The organism is Pseudoclavibacter soli DSM 23366, assembly GCF_000423505.1.
GTDB classification, from domain to species: Bacteria; Actinomycetota; Actinomycetes; order Actinomycetales; family Microbacteriaceae; genus Pseudoclavibacter_A; species Pseudoclavibacter_A soli.
The window spans coordinates 241,763-256,820 of the sequence record NZ_KE384027.1 but is presented as its reverse complement, the minus strand read 5'-3'; the positions used below and the strand labels follow the sequence as shown (position 1 = coordinate 256,820).

The following is a 15,058-nucleotide window of genomic DNA, read 5'->3' as shown; positions in this document are numbered from 1 at the left end:
CTCAGCGACTCCTCAGCGTGGGGTTGACAATGGATTCGACGGCGCGGCCGACCAGGGTGAAGGCCAAGACCACCAGCACGATGGCCACGCCCGGCACCAGCACGTACCACCAGTAGCCGCTGGTCGCCGCCGAGACATCCATCGAGTTCTTCAAGATGGTGCCCCACGACTGCTTCGTGGTGTCGCCCAACCCCAAGAAGGCCAGCGTCGACTCTGCGATGACCGCTGACCCGACGGTCAGCGTGGTGTTGGCCATCACCAGCGGCAGCACGGCCGGCAGCACGTGTTTGAAGATCACGTGCCCGTGCCCGGCGCCGAGCACCCGCGAGCGCTCGATATACGCCCTCGATTCGACCGAGAGCGTCTGTGCGCGAACGACTCGTGCCGTGCCCGCCCATGAGGTGATGCCAATCGCGAGCACAATGGTCAGCACGCCGCGCGAAAGCACCGTCGAGAGCACGATGGCCAAGATGAGTGAGGGCAGCACCAGAAAGAAGTCGACGAAGCGCATCAGCAGCCCGCCGGTGAATCCGCTGAAATGCCCCGCTGCCATGCCGACGACAGTGCCGATGATCATCGACATGGCCGTGGCTGCGAATGCCACGATCAGCGATACCTGAGCGCCCCAGATCATGCGCACCCAAATCTCACGACCTTGATGGTCAGTGCCGAGCAGGTGTTCGAATGACGGCGGTGCGAATCGCGGCTGGTCCATCTGCTGGGTGACGTCGAGCATCGATGCCGGCGCGATCACCGGGGCGAGCACCGCAAGTGCGATCACCACGAGCAGGAAAACTGCGCCGATCATGCCCGAACGGCTCTGAGTGAACTGATGCAGGGCATTCTTGACAGCGCCGAGTCGGCGGCGGCGGGCCAGCGCGCGGGCGCTGGGTGCGCTGGTGGATGCGGGGGTCTGGACGGTGGTCATGCGCGCCTCACTCTCGGGTCAAGCTGGCGATAAATGAGATCGGCGATCAGGTTCATCACGATGATGATCGCCGAGAACACCACGAAGGTGCCCTGCAGCAGCGGCAGATCTGGGCCGCTGATCGCCTCGTACGTCAGCTTGCCGAGGCCCGGCCAAGAGAACACCGTCTCGACGGTGACTGCACCGGCGATCAGACCGCCCAAGTGCATGAACACCAGCGTGACTGTGGGCAGCAGCGCGTTGGGCACCGCATGGCGCCGCCGAACGAGGTCTTCGCGAAGCCCCTTCGCCCGGGCGGTGGTGAGGTAGTCGGCCGACATCTCCTCCATCAGCGAGGCTCGCATGACCATCACGTACTGTGCGTAGACGACAGCGACCATGGTGATGACCGGCAGCACGAGGTGGCTGAGCACATCGAGCGCATAAGCGAGCCCGGTGGCCGTGCTGCCCGGGGTGACCATGCCACCGGTGGGAAACCAGTGCAGGGTGCCGCCGAAGACCATCAGCAGAATGAGAGCCAGCCAGAATGTCGGCACCGACCAGAAGATCAACGATGTGCCGGTGGTGACTTTGTCGAAGAGGCTGCCGTGGCGCCAGGCGGCCTTCTGCCCAAGCCAGAGCCCCAAGGCGATTGCGATGATCGCCGAGGTGCCGGTGAGCAGCAACGTGGGCCAGAGGTATTGGCCAATCAGTGAAGAGACCGACTGATGATAGACGTAGCTCTCACCGAAGTTTCCGGTGAACACGTTCACCAGGTAGTCCCAGAACTGCGCCAGCAGTGGCTTGTCGAGACCATACTCATGCCGCAGCTGGGCGATCTGCTCAGAGCTCATCTGCCGCTCGCGCGCGATCGACTGCACCGGATCGCCCGGCAGGATCTTGAACGCGAAGAAGCCCAGCACGATCACCATCACCAGGCTGATCAGCGCGCCACCGATCTTGTTCAGCAGATAGCGCAGACCCGAGCCGCCCGAGGCACCCCGTTCGCTCTCTGCTTCGTTCTGCAGCACTGCGCCGCCCGGCGCAACGACATCAGGCATGTCGTCTCCTTGCCCTCGTATGTTGTGATGGCCCGAACGGGTCGTCGTGCTGATCGCTGCGACGCTCGCCCGGTGTGGTGGCGGGGATGCCACGACGTGTGCCGTGGCATCCCCGCTGGGGTCAGTGCTCGATCACTCCACGTCGTCGGCGCGCTTGCCGCGTCGCACGAAGAAGATCACGCCACCGATGACGATCACCGCGAGCACACCCGCGCCGACCCACAGGCCAACCGTGGTGCTCGATGTGCTGCTGGAGCCGGCCACCGGCTCAACGTTGATGTAGCTCCAGTAGCCCGCCTGACCGGCGATCATGCCGCCGTCAGAAGGCTGCGTGGTGAAGCCCGTGAATCGATCTGAGCGATAGGCTTCGAGCGACTTGCCGTACCACAGCGCCACCTGTGCGGTGTCGTCGTAGTTGAGGCTCAGCATCTGCTGCACGATCTGCACGCGCTTGTCGTGGTCGAGCTCGGAGCGCTGTTCGGCGTAGAGCTTGTCGAACTCGGGGTTGCAGTAGCCGTCTTGCGTGGTGCCGTTGTTGCCCTCGGCGTCAGGCAGGTTGGCGCAGGTGTTGATGCCCAGCTGATAATCGGGGTCGGGGTTGACGCTCCAGCCAGAGAAGTACAGGTCGTAGTCACCCGTCATCGTCTTGTCGCTGATCGTGTCAGAGTCAGAAGACTGCACGTCGATCGAGATGCCGATGTTCTGCATCCAGGGCTTGAAGTACTCCGCAATCGACTGCTCAGTCGGATCATCCGCATCGACGTAGAGACGCAGCGAGAGCTTCTTGCCGTCTTTCTCGCGGATGCCGTCAGCGCCGACCTTCCAGCCGGCGTTCTCCAGCTCAGTCTTGGCAGCCTCCGGATCGAACTGCTTGATCACCGAAGCGTCATCAGAGAGATGCCACTGCGAGAAGGCTGAGGGAATGAAGCTCGTGGCAACTGTGCCCTCATTGTCGAGCACCTGCTTGAGCAGCGACTCGGAATCGGTGCCGAGGCGAATGGCCTGACGCACAGCCTTTTCTTGCAGCGCGGCCGAACCGGTGCCGTACGACTCACCTTCTGGCGTCTTCAGCCCCGAGTTGATGCTGATCGAGGTGTATCGACGGCCTTCGCCGGCATGGGTGGTGATGCCGTCGCTGCCCTCGAGCGCGTTGAACTGCGTCGGGGTGAGACCGCTCACGAAGTCGACATCGCCAGAGCGCAGTGCCTGCACCTGGGCGTCAGAGTTCGTGTAGTAGATGTACTGGATGCCGTCGATCTTCGGGCGCCCCTGCCAGAAGTTGTCGTTCGACTTCAGCGTGATCGACTGGTTGGCCGAGTAGCTCGAAAGCAGGAAGGGGCCCGAGCCGACCACATCGGTGTCATTGGCGTAGTCAGCCTTGTCATCGATCTTCTCCCAGACGTGCTTGGGCACCACCGGAATCTCGAGCCCGGGGTTCGGCGCCTGCGGGGTCTTCAGGTTGATGATCAGGGTTTCGTCATCAGGCGCCTCGACGCTCTCGAAGTTCGAGACGAGGTTGCCGTTGGCGGTGCCGAGCTGCGGGTCGTTCATCATCAGCTCGTAGGTGTACTTCGGATCAGCCGAAGTGATGGGCTCGCCATCAGACCACTTGAGGTCAGACTGCATCTTGTACACCCAGCGCTTGCCGTCTTCCTCGACCGTCCACGAGTCGGCGAGGCCCTTCGTCGGCGAGCCATCCGTTTCATCGTTCTGCACGAGGTTCTCGTAGACGTTGCGAAGAATCTGTGTGGGGGTTAGGTAGATCGACGTGAAGGGATTGAAGCTGTCGACGTGTCCCGAGGTGGCGATGCGCAGAATGCTGTCGCTGCTGTCGCCCTCGGCCTGTACGGCAGCGCTGCTCAGCTGCGGTGCAGCGATGGCGGCGGTGCCCATGCCAAAAGCAGAGCCCGCGATAATCGCGGCCGTGGCCAGCGCGGCAGTCAGCGGACGGGTCCGACGGGGGGATGTTCCAGATCTCATGTGGCTGTTCCTTTGCTCGGTGACCGATGATCGTGATGGGATCAACGAATCGCTCACACTGATGCAACCCGATCTTCCGTACCACGTCAAACCCAGAAGGCCCATTTTTCGATGTTTTTACGAATCGGAAACAATGCCGAGGACGAGATACAATTCTCGTACTTTTCTCGCAAGACCCCTGAAATCACGGATGTTTTCCCATCAAAAACGCACCCTGTACCCCTTCTGCACACCCCTTTCCTCGACCTCCAGCGCAGAGTTCAGAGATATATGATGCGTAACATGGCACTCCCCGCCCCAGCTCCGCACATACTCCTGCATCGTATCTTCGACGGATCTCCCACCCCGATCTCAGATTCGTGGCAGTCGCCGACCGTCAGTCTCCCTTTCGGGGCGACTGCCGTCGTGCCCTCTTGGAACCTCTCTGCCCCCGATGAGGCGACGGTGCATGTTGCGCTGCAAGTGCAGCTGAAGCCGGTGGCCCCGGCAGCCGGCGACCACGGCGCGGCCGAATGGTCAGGGTGGCTGGAGATCGCCCATTGGAACGCCGCCCCCGCAGACCCCGAGGCGCCCGAGCGGGCCAGGCGCACGAGTCTCTCACTGGCCGGCTCCACTGCTCCGGTGACCCTCGACACCGACACGCTGACCTCCGGCCCCGACCATCGCATCACCGCAGTGCGCATGCGCATCCGGGTCTCCGATTCGACAGAGACCCCACCGGCGACTCCGGTGATGCTGCATTTCGCAGCGGTTATGGGCTCTGCCGACGCGACCGAGCCTGCCGAATCCACCCCGCTGCGACCGCCAGCGCGAACGGCACTGCAGGTGCCCGCCCGCTCGCAGATGCGGCATCGTGACCGCTATCCCGCAGTTGGCGGTGGCGGCGCCGCCTGGTGCTCCCCAACCACCACCCTGATGCTGCAGACCTATTGGAACGGTGTGCCGCCTCGCGCCGAGCACTCGATTCCTGCTGCCGCGCTGCGCACGTTCGACCCCGCATTCGGGGGCACCGGCAACTGGTCGTTCAACACCGCACTGGCGGGTCGCCGAACCGACGACGCCCGCCCGCTCGAAGCTTTCGTGACCCGATTGCACAGTCTCGACGAAGCGCAGCGGCTGACGGATGCCGGGGTGCCGCTGGGTGCTTCGGTGTCGTTCACTGCCGAGCAGCTTCCCGAAGCTGGATACGAGACTGCCGGGCACCTGCTCGTGATCACCGGGTTCACCGCTGACGGCAACGTGGCCGTCAACGACCCGGCGGCACCCGATGACGCCGGCGTTGCTCGGGTGTACCCACGACAGCGATTCGATGACGCCTGGCGCCGAAGCGGCCGCACCGTGTATATCGTGCACCCGGTCGAACTGCCGCTGCCTGCCCCAGACCTCGACGAGCCAGCTTGGTGAGCGACCTCAGGCCGACAGCACCGCAGCCAGAAGTCCGATGCGAGGGTACAACGTCGATAGCAGAATGTGCTCACTGACCGCATGCGCGCCGCCACCGCGGGGCCCGAAACCGTCGACGGTGGGCACCCCCAACGAGCCGACCAAGTTGGTGTCACCCGCTCCGGCAGCAGGTCGGCCTTCGATCGTCAGCGCAAGGTCGACGCCGGCGGCGGCGATCTGCGCGCAGAGATCTTGATCGGCGTCGCTCGCCCGCCATGCCGGCCGGTGACTGAGCATCGTGGTCTCGACCAGCGCGCCCTCGCGCACTGCGGTCAGGCTGCGCAGTGCATCGAGCACCTCGCGCTCTGACTCGCCGTCGATAAATCTGAGCCCCAGCTCGACCTGCGCGTGAGCAGCGACGACGTTGGCGCGCGTGCCTCCGCTGATCTGCCCGGTGTTGCACAGCACCTCGACTGATCGACCCGCCTCGGCGACGATCTCACGCACGCGGATCAGCTGATCGACCAACTCGTCGATGGCGCTGATGCCACGACCAGGGTCGAGCGCCGCATGCGCCGCACGTCCGGTGACCGTGATCAGCACCCGCGTGCTGCCTCGGCGCCCCACTTTCAACGCACCGTCGGAGTGCGGTGATTCGAACCCGATCGCCCCAGCCACACCAGTCAGCGTGCGTCGAATGAGCTCTTGCGAAGTGGGCGACCCCACCTCTTCATCGCAGGTGATCACGATGCGCACCGGCCGGTGGTCTTCACCCTGCACCACTTCGAGCGCCGTGAGCATGCAGACCAGGCCGCTTTTCATGTCGTACACCCCCGGGCCGCGCACCACGTCACCGTCGATACTCCACGGCACGTCATGGTCGAGCGTGCCAAGCGGCCAGACCGTGTCGGAGTGGCCGATGAGCAGCAACGGGGGCTGCTGTGCCCCCGCGCCAGCACCTGGCACCTCGACAACAAGGTGCACGCCCGCACTCGACTCGACGCGCTCGACGTCAGCCCCGGCAGATGCAAACCACTCGGCCAGCAGATCAGTGATGCGCCGTGAGGCTGCGACATCACCCGAAGGCGACTCAATGAGCACCAGCTGCTTCAGCCGTTGCAACACCTCATCTCGCCGCTGCTCGACTCTGCTGTGGGCGGTGGCACTGGCGATCATGAGCCCTCCTCATTCTTGCGACACATATCGTTACCCTACCCTGCCAGCAAATAAGTGCCATATTCAGTCAGATTGCTAACAAAAACGAAACATAGGATACGTATACTGATGTGCGTGAATATGACCTCCCCCACCCGACTCTGGAGTGGCACGCTGTCGGAATACTCTGAGTTCATCGAGGCCAGCCAGCTGTACAATCGCGTGTTCCGCTACGGAGACAAAGGCCTGGCGCTCAACAGCAACCTGCTGAGCGCGCTCGTGCACAATGGCGGTTCCGCCGTGGGCGTGCGTTCTGCCGAGGGGCGCTTGATCGGTTTCGCCTACGGGTTTCCCGGTACGGATGGCACCACATCGTTTCATTACTCTCAAGCCGCCGTCGTCGACCCCACGCACCAGGGGCAGGGCATCGGCCGCATGCTCAAAGAGCAGCAGCGCCAAGTTGCCCTGAGCTGGGGAGCCAAGCTGATGCGTTGGACCTTCGACCCCATGCTCTCGCGCAACGGGCATTTCAACTTCAATTCGCTCGGCGGTGTGGGCGTGCGCTTTCACGAGGATTACTACGGCCGCGAGCGCACCGATCGCCTGCTCGTCGAGTGGGCACTCGACGAGCAAGCCGACCCGTACGCCGAATACCGTCAAATGCGCCCGCCGAGTGACTTCGATCAGAACGCTTGGGGCACAGCGATCGAGGCTGGGGCGCTACGCTGGATTCCTATCGATGCAGGTCTCGTCGCCGGGGAAGACGAGACGGAGGCCATCAGCTGGGGGAGAGCCAATCTGCGTTCCACCCTGCGCGACCTCTATGCCGACGGGTTTGTCGTCGTGAGCTGTCAGCGCGCCGATGCTCGTACATCTGCGTATCTTGCGGTTCCTTCGTCGACCGCCACAGCACCCGTGAAAGGATGAGCAGGATGACACGAGACTCAGCTCAGGAGCAGGCGCAGCGCCTGCACGATCGCAGCCTGTCATCGCCGCAGGAGCGCTTCGGCGAACGCCTGAAGGCGAACGCGAGCGCCGAGGTGCTGCAGGCCCGACTGATGGAGACCGAGGTCGCCTCGCTGGCAAACACATTCGAGCACCTCACCGAGTCGGGCGCACTGCCGGCGGCGGCAGCGGTGCTGCTCGGCGCTCGACGACGGTACATCGTCGGTGCGGGCAAATCGTCTGCCTACGCCGCACTGCTCGGCGCCGACCTGTCGGCGACGCTGTCAAACGTCTTCGTGGTCGACGGTCATGCCCTGAGCGAGCTGACCGTGCTCACCGATGTGCGAGCCAGCGATGTGCTCGTGCTGTTCACCATGCGCCGTTACCGCGAGAAGACGGTGCGATTCGGGCGCCTGTTCGCCGAGGCCGGTGGCAGCCTGATCGTCATCGCCGACTCAGAACAGGCTCCGCTGGCCCAGCTGGCCACGTCGCTGGTCATCGTCAACACCGGTTCGGCGTCATATGCCGACTCGCCCACCTCGGTGGCCGCGATCTGCCACGTGCTGAGCGCACTGACCGCCTCAAGCGCGAAGGGGGCCCGCCGCCGACTCGCACTGCGAGATGAGATCAGCGAGACCCTGGGGCTCTACCATTCCGAACCGGTGCCAGCCACCGACCAGCAGACGACTGTCGAGGCACTGCGATGACGATCACCCGCGTGCAGCTGCATGAGGTGCGCCTGCCTCTCGTGCACAGCTTTCAGACCAGTTCTCACCGAAAGTCGAGTCTCGATCACATCCTGGTCGAACTCACTGACGACGATGGCCGCTCGGGCTGGGGCGAGATCGCCTCGCCTGCCGACCCCTATTACTGCGCTGAGACCACCGACACCGCATGGCTCATCGCCCAGCGCTATTTGGTGCCACGGGTGCTCGAAGCCCACTGGAGCACTCCGGCCGAGTTGGAGTCGACCTGGGGCAAGATCCGCGGGCATGAATTCACCAAAGCGGGCTTCGCCGGTGCTGCCTGGGATCTGTTCTCGCAGCGCGAAGGGATGCCCCTGGCCGCTACCCTCGGAGGCTCACGTCACGAAGTGCGCGCCGGGGTGTCACTCGGCATCGAACCCACCGTTGACGAGTTGCTCGCCCAAGTCGCCAAGCAACTGAGCGCCGGCTACCACCGCATCAAGCTGAAGATCGCCCCGGGCTGGGATCTCGAACCGGTGCGCGCCGTGCGCAGCGCGTACCCAGAGATCGATCTGCACGTCGACGCCAACGGCGCATACTCCAGCGACGAAGACACCGTCGCCTACCTGCGGCAGCTCGACGAGGCTCGACTGACCATGATCGAGCAGCCGTTCACCCCACGCGACTTCACCGGGCATGCCCGCCTCCAGCAGCGGCTCGACACTCCCGTCTGTCTGGACGAGTCGGTCGTCTCGCTCGACGACCTCGAAACCATGATCGCGCTCGACGCCGGGCGCATCCTCAACATCAAGGTCTCGCGAATGGGTGGTCTCACCACCGCCAAGGCAGCACATGACCTGGCTACCGCGCACGACATTCCCGTTTGGTGCGGCGGCATGCACGAGTTCGGCGTGGGGCGCGCGGCCAATGTCGCCATCTCGTCGCTGCCCGGCTTCACACTCCCCTCTGACGTTTCGGGTTCTGACAAGTACTACGCGCGCGATGTCATCGTGCCACCGGTGACCGCCCACGCAGGCACCGTCACTGTTCCTGACGCACCCGGCATCGGGCACGAGGTCGACCGCGAATGGGTCGCCCAGAATCGGCTGCGCCACCTCGACACCGCGCAGCACGACTGACCCGCCACGACCATCTCACTTGAGAAAGAGGCATCCCCCCATGTCAACACCAGTTCTGTTCTTCGTCGACGATCTCGCTGAGGGCCTCGAGCCCTCGGCGCAGCGCTTTCACCAGGCCGATCCGACGGCCGCGCAGATCAACGTGCTCGACCTCAGCGTGACCCGCGGCGACGGCATCTTCGAGACCGCCGGCGTGCAGCACGGGTCGATCATGGCGCTCGACGCGCACCTGACTCGGTTCGCCCACTCCGCAGCAATGCTCGATCTGCCTCAGCCTCGACTCGAGGTGTGGGCGGCGGCGATCCGCGCAGCCGTGGCCGCTCACGAGCCAGCTGACATGCTCTCGGCAAAGTTCATCATGACCCGCGGCATCGAGGGCACAGGAGTGCCGGTCGGCTGGGTCTACGTATTCGAGGGTGACGAGCACGACCATGAGCGCGAGCACGGCATCTCTGTGGTCACGCTCGACCGGGGCTATCGGCATGATGTCGCGCAGACGTCGCCGTGGCTGCTGCAGGGTGCCAAGACGCTCTCTTATGCCGTGAACAAGGCCGTGCTGCGCGAGGCTGCTCGTCGCGGTGCCGAAGACGTGATCTTCGTCAGCAGCGATGGGTTTGTGCTCGAGGGCCCCACATCGAGCGTGATTCTCCTGCGCGACGGTCGCTTCTCAACTCCCGCACTCGACCAGGGCATCCTGGCCGGCACCACACAGGCCGACGCATTCACCATTCTCGAGGCCCAAGGCCACACCGTCGAGTACCGACAGATCCGGGCTGACGAACTCGTCGGCGCCGACGGTCTGTGGCTGCTCTCCAGCACGCGGTGCGCCGCACCCGTTCGTGAGCTCGACGGTGCGCCGGTGCCGATCGCGCGCGAGATCTCCGATGCGCTGAACACTGCGCTTCTGGCCCGCACGAAATGAGCATCGAGGTAGCTTTGCCGACCGCATTGCCCGCGGTCATCGACGGGCACAATGACCTCGCCTGGGCGTGCCGCGAACGGCACGACTACCGCGTCGCAGGCCTCGACACGGGAATGCCTGATCTGCACACCGATCTGCCGCGCCTGCGCGCCGGCGGCGTTGGCGGGCAGTTTTGGTCGGTCTGGGTCGACTCGGCGCTCACCGGCGCCGAGCAGGTCACCGCCACCCTCGAGCAGATCGACTTCGTGCACCGTCTGGTCGATGCTTACCCGCAGACACTGCAATTGGCACGCACCGCCCGTGAGGCACGTGCCGCGATGGCCGCCGGGCGCATCGCCTCACTCATCGGCATCGAAGGCGGCGACCAGATCGACGGATCGCTCGGCGTGCTGCGGGCCTATGCCCGATTGGGCGCCCGGTATATGACCCTGACTTGGTCGAAAACCATTGCATGGGCCGACTCGGCCACGGATGCTGCACGCAGCGACGGGCTGAGCAGTTTCGGCCGCGAGGTGGTCGCCGAGATGAACCGCATCGGCATGCTGGTCGATCTGGCGCATGTCTCCGACGACACCATGCGCGACGCGCTCGACGTGTCGACGCTGCCGGTGATCGTCAGTCACTCGGGAGCCAGAGCGCTCTGCGACCATCCGCGCAACGTTCCCGATGAGATCATCCGCCGCATCGGCGCATCTGGCGGAGTGCACATGGTCGCGTTTGTGCCGTCATTCATCACCCAGGCGCGGCGCGACTGGGTGCTTGCTGGTGAGCAGGGGGATGCCCCAATCGTGACGGTCGCAGACGTCGCCGATCATATCGAGCATGTGCGCGAGGTGGCCGGGGTCGACGCGGTGGGCATCGGCGCCGACTACGACGGCACCGACAGCATGCCCACCGGGCTCGACGACGTCTCGGGGTATCCGCGACTGCTCGACGAGCTCGCGTCGCGTGGCTGGTCGCACGCCGATCTGGCCAAACTCGCCCATGAGAACGTGCTGCGCGTGCTCGACGCCTCCGATGCGAACTATCGCTCGTTTCTCGCTGGCACCCACTGACTCCTCGACACTCATCCCTCAAAAGAAAGAGCTCTCCAATGACCTCTGCAGCGCAGCGCGCCCCCCACGTGCTGGTGATCGTCAACTCCCTCTCGAGCTCCCTGCGCCGACTGGGGCCGTGGCTCGAGGCGCGTGGCATCGCGATCGACGAGCACGTCGGCGCCGAGGGGCTTCCGACCTCCGTCGACGAGTACGCCGGGCTCATTATGCTCGGCGGTGGGCTGATGCCCGACGAAGACGATCGTGCGCCCTGGCTGGCACGCGAGCGCGATCTCGCGCTGCAGGCGATCGATCGCGACCTGCCCACGCTGGGCATCTGTTTGGGCGGCCAACTGCTCGCTCTGGTCTCAGGCGGTGAGGTCAAGGCCAAGACGGGCGTGCCCGAACGCGGCATGACCCGCATCACGACCAACGACCGGGGTGCCGACGACGCAGTGTTCGCAGCACTCGCGCCCTCAGCGCCGATGATCGAGAATCACGAAGACCGCATCACCGCTCTGGGCGACTCGGCCACACTGCTAGCTTCCAGCGCCGACTGCGAGTTCCAGGCGTTCCGCATCGGCGAGCATGTGCGTGGTGTGCAGTTTCACCCCGAGGTGAGCGCCGATCGCCTGCGCACCTGGGACGATGCCGCACTCGCCGAGCAGAACTTCGATCTGCCCGCCATGATCGCCGAGGCCGAGCAGCACGACGCCGAGAACACCACGGCCAGTCGCGCACTGGCCGATGCCTTCGCGGCCGAGGTGCACGCGTATGCTGCGCAGACCGCCAGTGATGCTGCAGGTGAGACGCGATGACGCTGCACCTCGACCAACTGCGGCCAGACCGGCAGCTGCTGGCCTCGGTCGCACAGCGCGCGCTCGCTGATCGTTTCGACGCGGCCACGCTCAAACTGGCCCCGTCATTCTCCGCGGCGGTCTTCGACGCGGATGGCGTGGTCACCTGGGTCGGGCACGGTCACCAGCGCCGCGACGCGGCTCGCCCGGCACGCGGCACCGTCTATCGCATCGCCTCAATGTCAAAGAGTTTTCTCGGCGCTGCCGCGCTCCAGGCCAGAGACGCCGGCCTGCTCGACATGCACGCACCGGTCACCGAATATGTGCCCGAGTTCGCGTCGGCCACCTATGCCGGGCAACCGGCGCACGTCACGCTCGAGATGCTGATGTCGAATCGCGGCGGCCTGGCCGAAGACAACCCTTGGGGTGACAATCATCTCGGCGCCTCTCGTGCGCAGATCAGTGCGGTTCTCGCCGCTGGCCTGCGTCTGGCGCTGCCGCCCGACACTACCTATCAGTATTCGAATCTGGGCATTTCGCTGGTGGGGCGGGCGCTCGAGCGAGTCACCGGCCTGCCGGTGGAACAGGTGATCACGGAGCGCGTGCTGCACCCGTTGGGCCTGACGCAGACCACCTACGACCCACCCCAGCACGATGTCGCCACGGGGTGGCGCACCTTCGACGAGGGCGCTACGTGGGCTGCCGAACCGTTCGTCGGCTGTGGGGCGCTCGGCTGCATCGGAGCACTGTTCAGCACCGTCGATGACATTGCCGCTTGGGCGGGCTTTCTGCGGTCGGCGTTCACGGCCGACCCTGCTCACGAAGACGTGCTCTCGGCTGCCTCACGACGTGAGATGCAACGCGTGCACACAGTCATCCCCGGCATCGACGAGCGCCTCTCGCAACGGCCGCTCAGCGCCGCGGGCTATGGCTACGGTCTGGTCATCGAGCACCATCGCCGGCTCGGCCTGACCGTGCAGCACTCCGGCGGGCTGCCGGGGTTCACCTCGCATATGCGGTGGCACGTCGACTCTGGTGTGGGTGTGGTGGTCTTCGGCAACAGTGATGCCGTGAGCGCCGCGGGCGTGGCCATCGACGTGCACGACCGACTGCTCGACGAGCTTGTGCTGCAGCCGGCGCAGCCCTCCGCCGCCGGTCGCCGCGGCGCGTTGGCCGCGCAGCTTCGCCCTTGGCCAGAGACCCTCTCCGCCGCGCGACGCCTCGACGAGATCGTGCAGGCCTTGGCCGGTTCTCCCGACAGCACGGCCAGCATCAGCGACTTGGCCGATGTATACGCGCCGAACATGCTGACCGATGCGCCGGCAGCGGTACGCGACCAGCGCATCCATGCGGCTGCCGCTGCACTGGGTGGCACGGTGGCCGACGTCGCCGACTTTGCCGATCGTGTGATCGACGCCCCCACTGCGGCCTGTCTGCGCTGGCGGGTGCCGGCACGCCACGGCTGGCTCATCTGCGATGTGCGCCTGGTCGGGCTGAGCACGCCGCTCGTGCAGGCGTTCAGCGTCAGCCCGACGGGCAAGGGTGACGACGCCGATCAGACCAAACCAGCCAACGAGCCCGTCTGCGTGACCGATCGGTTTGCCGCCACCCTCTGACGGTCAGGCCAGTGCGCCCATCGGATCCCAGGCGTCCAGCACGATCGGCGACGCGTCGATGGCCGCCTGCAGCTCAGCGGGCAGTCGATCCCGGCGCACAACGACCTCGAAGACATATTCGTCGAACCACGAGTCGGCCATAGTGCAGAAGCCCTTGTCGAACTTCTCGATGCCCCAGCTGTTCTCGACCCGCCAACGCCGTGCGACGCCCTGTTCGTCGAGATCGACCCCGGTAAACAGCATCGCGTGCGTCATCTCGCTGTCGCCATAGCGAATGCGGTCTTCTTTCGTGGTGCGCAGATCAACGCCGTACACCCCCGAGTAGTCGAAGAGGTCGGCCGCCCACACCCCCTCTTGCCGGTAGAACTGCGGGTCGACGTCGCAGCCGAACCACACGGGCTCGCCGTCGGCAATCGTCTCTGCAGTGATGCGTTTGATCGTCGCGATGTCGGTGTTCAGGTAGAGCACGGGGTCACCGGCGACGACATTGCCCAAGTGCGCCACGGTGAGCGTGGTGCCCTTCGGATGCTCCGGCCTCGGGTCGTCGACCAGGCAGATGTAGTCACGCAGGTCGATGTCGGTGTACTCGGCAAGAAACTGCTGCGGAGTGAACGTGCCCCCGCGATGGAAGTTGCGCTCGTCATCGTTCCACTGCCACTCGAACTCGGTCGGCGGCACACCGAGGTGAATGGTGAGAATGCGGTGGGTGTCTGCCAGCAGCTGTACTTTCAGCTCGGCGACCTGCTCGGCGTCGGCGCCGGAGCGCACGGCGTCACGCAGCTGCTTGGCGCCCTTGCGCAGCAGGGTGCCGAGCGAGGTGTTCATGCGGCTGGTGTTGCCCGATGACTGCGTCTCGGGCATCAGTTCTTTGGGCACCACGCCGTGTTTCAAGAAGATGCTGACCTCCATGTTCCACTGCCCGCCGTCGCCCAGCAGGTTCTTCAGCAGAAACGAGAGCAGACGATCGTCTGGCTCGCGGTCGGCCAGTGCGATCACGTCTTCGAGAAAGTAGTTGGCCCGCTCGATCTTGTCCCAGTACATCGCGTGGTTCTGGCTGAACTCGAAGTTCTTCACGTTGAGCTTTTTGCGCGCATCGCTGCGCAGCAGGTTCAGCGCGGCAAACAGCCAGCAGCGCCCGCTGTTGCCCTGGTTCGCGGCCTCCCAGTCGTCGAGGCGATGCGACATGCTGCGCGGGGTGTCGATCAAGCGCTGGCGGTTCAACGCCACATCGTCGATCGACACCTTCGTGACGGCGTTCTGCGCACGAACTGCGGTGGGGTCTGCCAGGAATGCCTGCCGCCAGGCCGTCAACTGATCCTTAGTGAGGGCTGACGCGGCGGGCTCGAGACGAGATGAGGAAGACACAGAGACGCTCCATTTCTGCGGGTGTGCAAACGGCAAGGGGAGCCTCGTCATTCATCTCAAAACCAAAG

The 15,058-nt window shown here is 64.9% G+C and carries 13 protein-coding genes; 8 read left to right on the top strand and 5 right to left on the bottom strand.

The features are described from left to right. Position 1: 1 nt before the first annotated feature. The 3 genes from G557_RS0108710 to G557_RS0108700 form a co-directional block, all read right to left on the bottom strand. The gene (locus G557_RS0108710; RefSeq protein ID WP_028245728.1) at positions 2–928 is read right to left on the bottom strand and encodes an ABC transporter permease; all 927 of its coding nucleotides are present in this window, start codon (positions 926–928) and stop codon (positions 2–4) included. Beyond that, positions 925–1,968: an ABC transporter permease gene (locus G557_RS0108705; RefSeq protein WP_028245727.1), complete on the bottom strand. Its 1,044-nt coding sequence runs from the start codon at positions 1,966–1,968 to the stop codon at positions 925–927. The genes G557_RS0108710 and G557_RS0108705 overlap by 4 nt, the downstream gene beginning before the upstream one ends. 132 nt (positions 1,969–2,100) lie before the next feature. Beyond that, complete coding sequence (locus tag G557_RS0108700) at positions 2,101–3,948, bottom strand: ABC transporter substrate-binding protein (RefSeq protein ID WP_028245726.1); 1,848 nt, start codon at positions 3,946–3,948, stop codon at positions 2,101–2,103. 282 nt (positions 3,949–4,230) lie between these two features. On the opposite strand from G557_RS0108700, the gene G557_RS12675 reads away from it, so the two are divergent. Continuing rightward, positions 4,231–5,352 (top strand): C39 family peptidase, encoded by a 1,122-nt coding sequence (locus G557_RS12675; RefSeq protein WP_051224934.1) that lies wholly within the window; start codon positions 4,231–4,233, stop codon positions 5,350–5,352. 6 nt (positions 5,353–5,358) lie between these two features. Here G557_RS12675 and G557_RS0108690 read toward each other — a convergent pair whose 3' ends face one another. After that, complete coding sequence (locus G557_RS0108690) at positions 5,359–6,507, bottom strand: M20/M25/M40 family metallo-hydrolase (RefSeq protein WP_051224933.1); 1,149 nt, start codon at positions 6,505–6,507, stop codon at positions 5,359–5,361. A 120-nt stretch (positions 6,508–6,627) separates the two neighbouring features. Here G557_RS0108690 and G557_RS13510 point away from each other — a divergent pair, with 120 nt between their 5' ends. Genes G557_RS13510 through G557_RS0108655 form a run of 7 tightly spaced genes read left to right on the top strand, consistent with a single transcriptional unit; the run spans position 6,628 to position 13,625 of the window. After that, the gene (locus G557_RS13510) at positions 6,628–7,413 is read left to right on the top strand and encodes a GNAT family N-acetyltransferase (protein WP_051224932.1); all 786 of its coding nucleotides are present in this window, start codon (positions 6,628–6,630) and stop codon (positions 7,411–7,413) included. A gap of 5 nt (positions 7,414–7,418) precedes the next feature. Beyond that, on the top strand, positions 7,419–8,138 hold the full coding sequence (locus G557_RS12665; protein WP_036961987.1) for a MurR/RpiR family transcriptional regulator: 720 nt from the start codon (positions 7,419–7,421) through the stop codon (positions 8,136–8,138). After that, positions 8,135–9,256, top strand: a complete 1,122-nt coding sequence (menC, locus tag G557_RS0108675) for an o-succinylbenzoate synthase (protein WP_036961985.1) — start codon at positions 8,135–8,137, stop codon at positions 9,254–9,256. The genes G557_RS12665 and menC overlap by 4 nt, the downstream gene beginning before the upstream one ends. A 40-nt stretch (positions 9,257–9,296) precedes the next feature. Beyond that, positions 9,297–10,178 carry an aminodeoxychorismate lyase gene (locus G557_RS0108670; protein ID WP_028245723.1) on the top strand — a complete coding sequence of 294 codons (882 nt, stop codon included), beginning with the start codon at positions 9,297–9,299 and terminating at the stop codon, positions 10,176–10,178. Then, positions 10,175–11,233: a dipeptidase gene (locus G557_RS0108665; RefSeq protein WP_051224931.1), complete on the top strand. Its 1,059-nt coding sequence runs from the start codon at positions 10,175–10,177 to the stop codon at positions 11,231–11,233. Before G557_RS0108670 ends, G557_RS0108665 begins: the two co-directional genes overlap by 4 nt. 38 nt (positions 11,234–11,271) lie before the next feature. After that, positions 11,272–12,030, top strand: a complete 759-nt coding sequence (locus G557_RS0108660; RefSeq protein WP_028245721.1) for a type 1 glutamine amidotransferase — start codon at positions 11,272–11,274, stop codon at positions 12,028–12,030. Then, positions 12,027–13,625, top strand: a complete 1,599-nt coding sequence (locus tag G557_RS0108655; protein ID WP_051224930.1) for a serine hydrolase domain-containing protein — start codon at positions 12,027–12,029, stop codon at positions 13,623–13,625. Before G557_RS0108660 ends, G557_RS0108655 begins: the two co-directional genes overlap by 4 nt. 3 nt (positions 13,626–13,628) lie before the next feature. Here the strand turns inward: G557_RS0108655 and G557_RS0108650 are convergent, their stop codons facing one another. Next, positions 13,629–14,990 carry a C1 family peptidase gene (locus G557_RS0108650; protein WP_051224929.1) on the bottom strand — a complete coding sequence of 454 codons (1,362 nt, stop codon included), beginning with the start codon at positions 14,988–14,990 and terminating at the stop codon, positions 13,629–13,631. Positions 14,991–15,058: the final 68 nt, after the last annotated feature.

Coding starts and splice junctions, on each gene's coding strand:
- G557_RS0108690 (WP_051224933.1), bottom strand. CDS start 6,507: ATGATCGCCAGTGCCACCGCCCACAGCAGAGTCGAGCAGCGGCGAGAT.
- G557_RS0108655 (WP_051224930.1), top strand. CDS start 12,027: ATGACGCTGCACCTCGACCAACTGCGGCCAGACCGGCAGCTGCTGGCC.
- menC (WP_036961985.1), top strand. CDS start 8,135: ATGACGATCACCCGCGTGCAGCTGCATGAGGTGCGCCTGCCTCTCGTG.
- G557_RS13510 (WP_051224932.1), top strand. CDS start 6,628: ATGACCTCCCCCACCCGACTCTGGAGTGGCACGCTGTCGGAATACTCT.
- G557_RS0108710 (WP_028245728.1), bottom strand. CDS start 928: ATGACCACCGTCCAGACCCCCGCATCCACCAGCGCACCCAGCGCCCGC.
- G557_RS0108665 (WP_051224931.1), top strand. CDS start 10,175: ATGAGCATCGAGGTAGCTTTGCCGACCGCATTGCCCGCGGTCATCGAC.
- G557_RS0108700 (WP_028245726.1), bottom strand. CDS start 3,948: ATGAGATCTGGAACATCCCCCCGTCGGACCCGTCCGCTGACTGCCGCG.
- G557_RS12675 (WP_051224934.1), top strand. CDS start 4,231: ATGGCACTCCCCGCCCCAGCTCCGCACATACTCCTGCATCGTATCTTC.
- G557_RS0108660 (WP_028245721.1), top strand. CDS start 11,272: ATGACCTCTGCAGCGCAGCGCGCCCCCCACGTGCTGGTGATCGTCAAC.
- G557_RS0108705 (WP_028245727.1), bottom strand. CDS start 1,968: ATGCCTGATGTCGTTGCGCCGGGCGGCGCAGTGCTGCAGAACGAAGCA.
- G557_RS12665 (WP_036961987.1), top strand. CDS start 7,419: ATGACACGAGACTCAGCTCAGGAGCAGGCGCAGCGCCTGCACGATCGC.
- G557_RS0108670 (WP_028245723.1), top strand. CDS start 9,297: ATGTCAACACCAGTTCTGTTCTTCGTCGACGATCTCGCTGAGGGCCTC.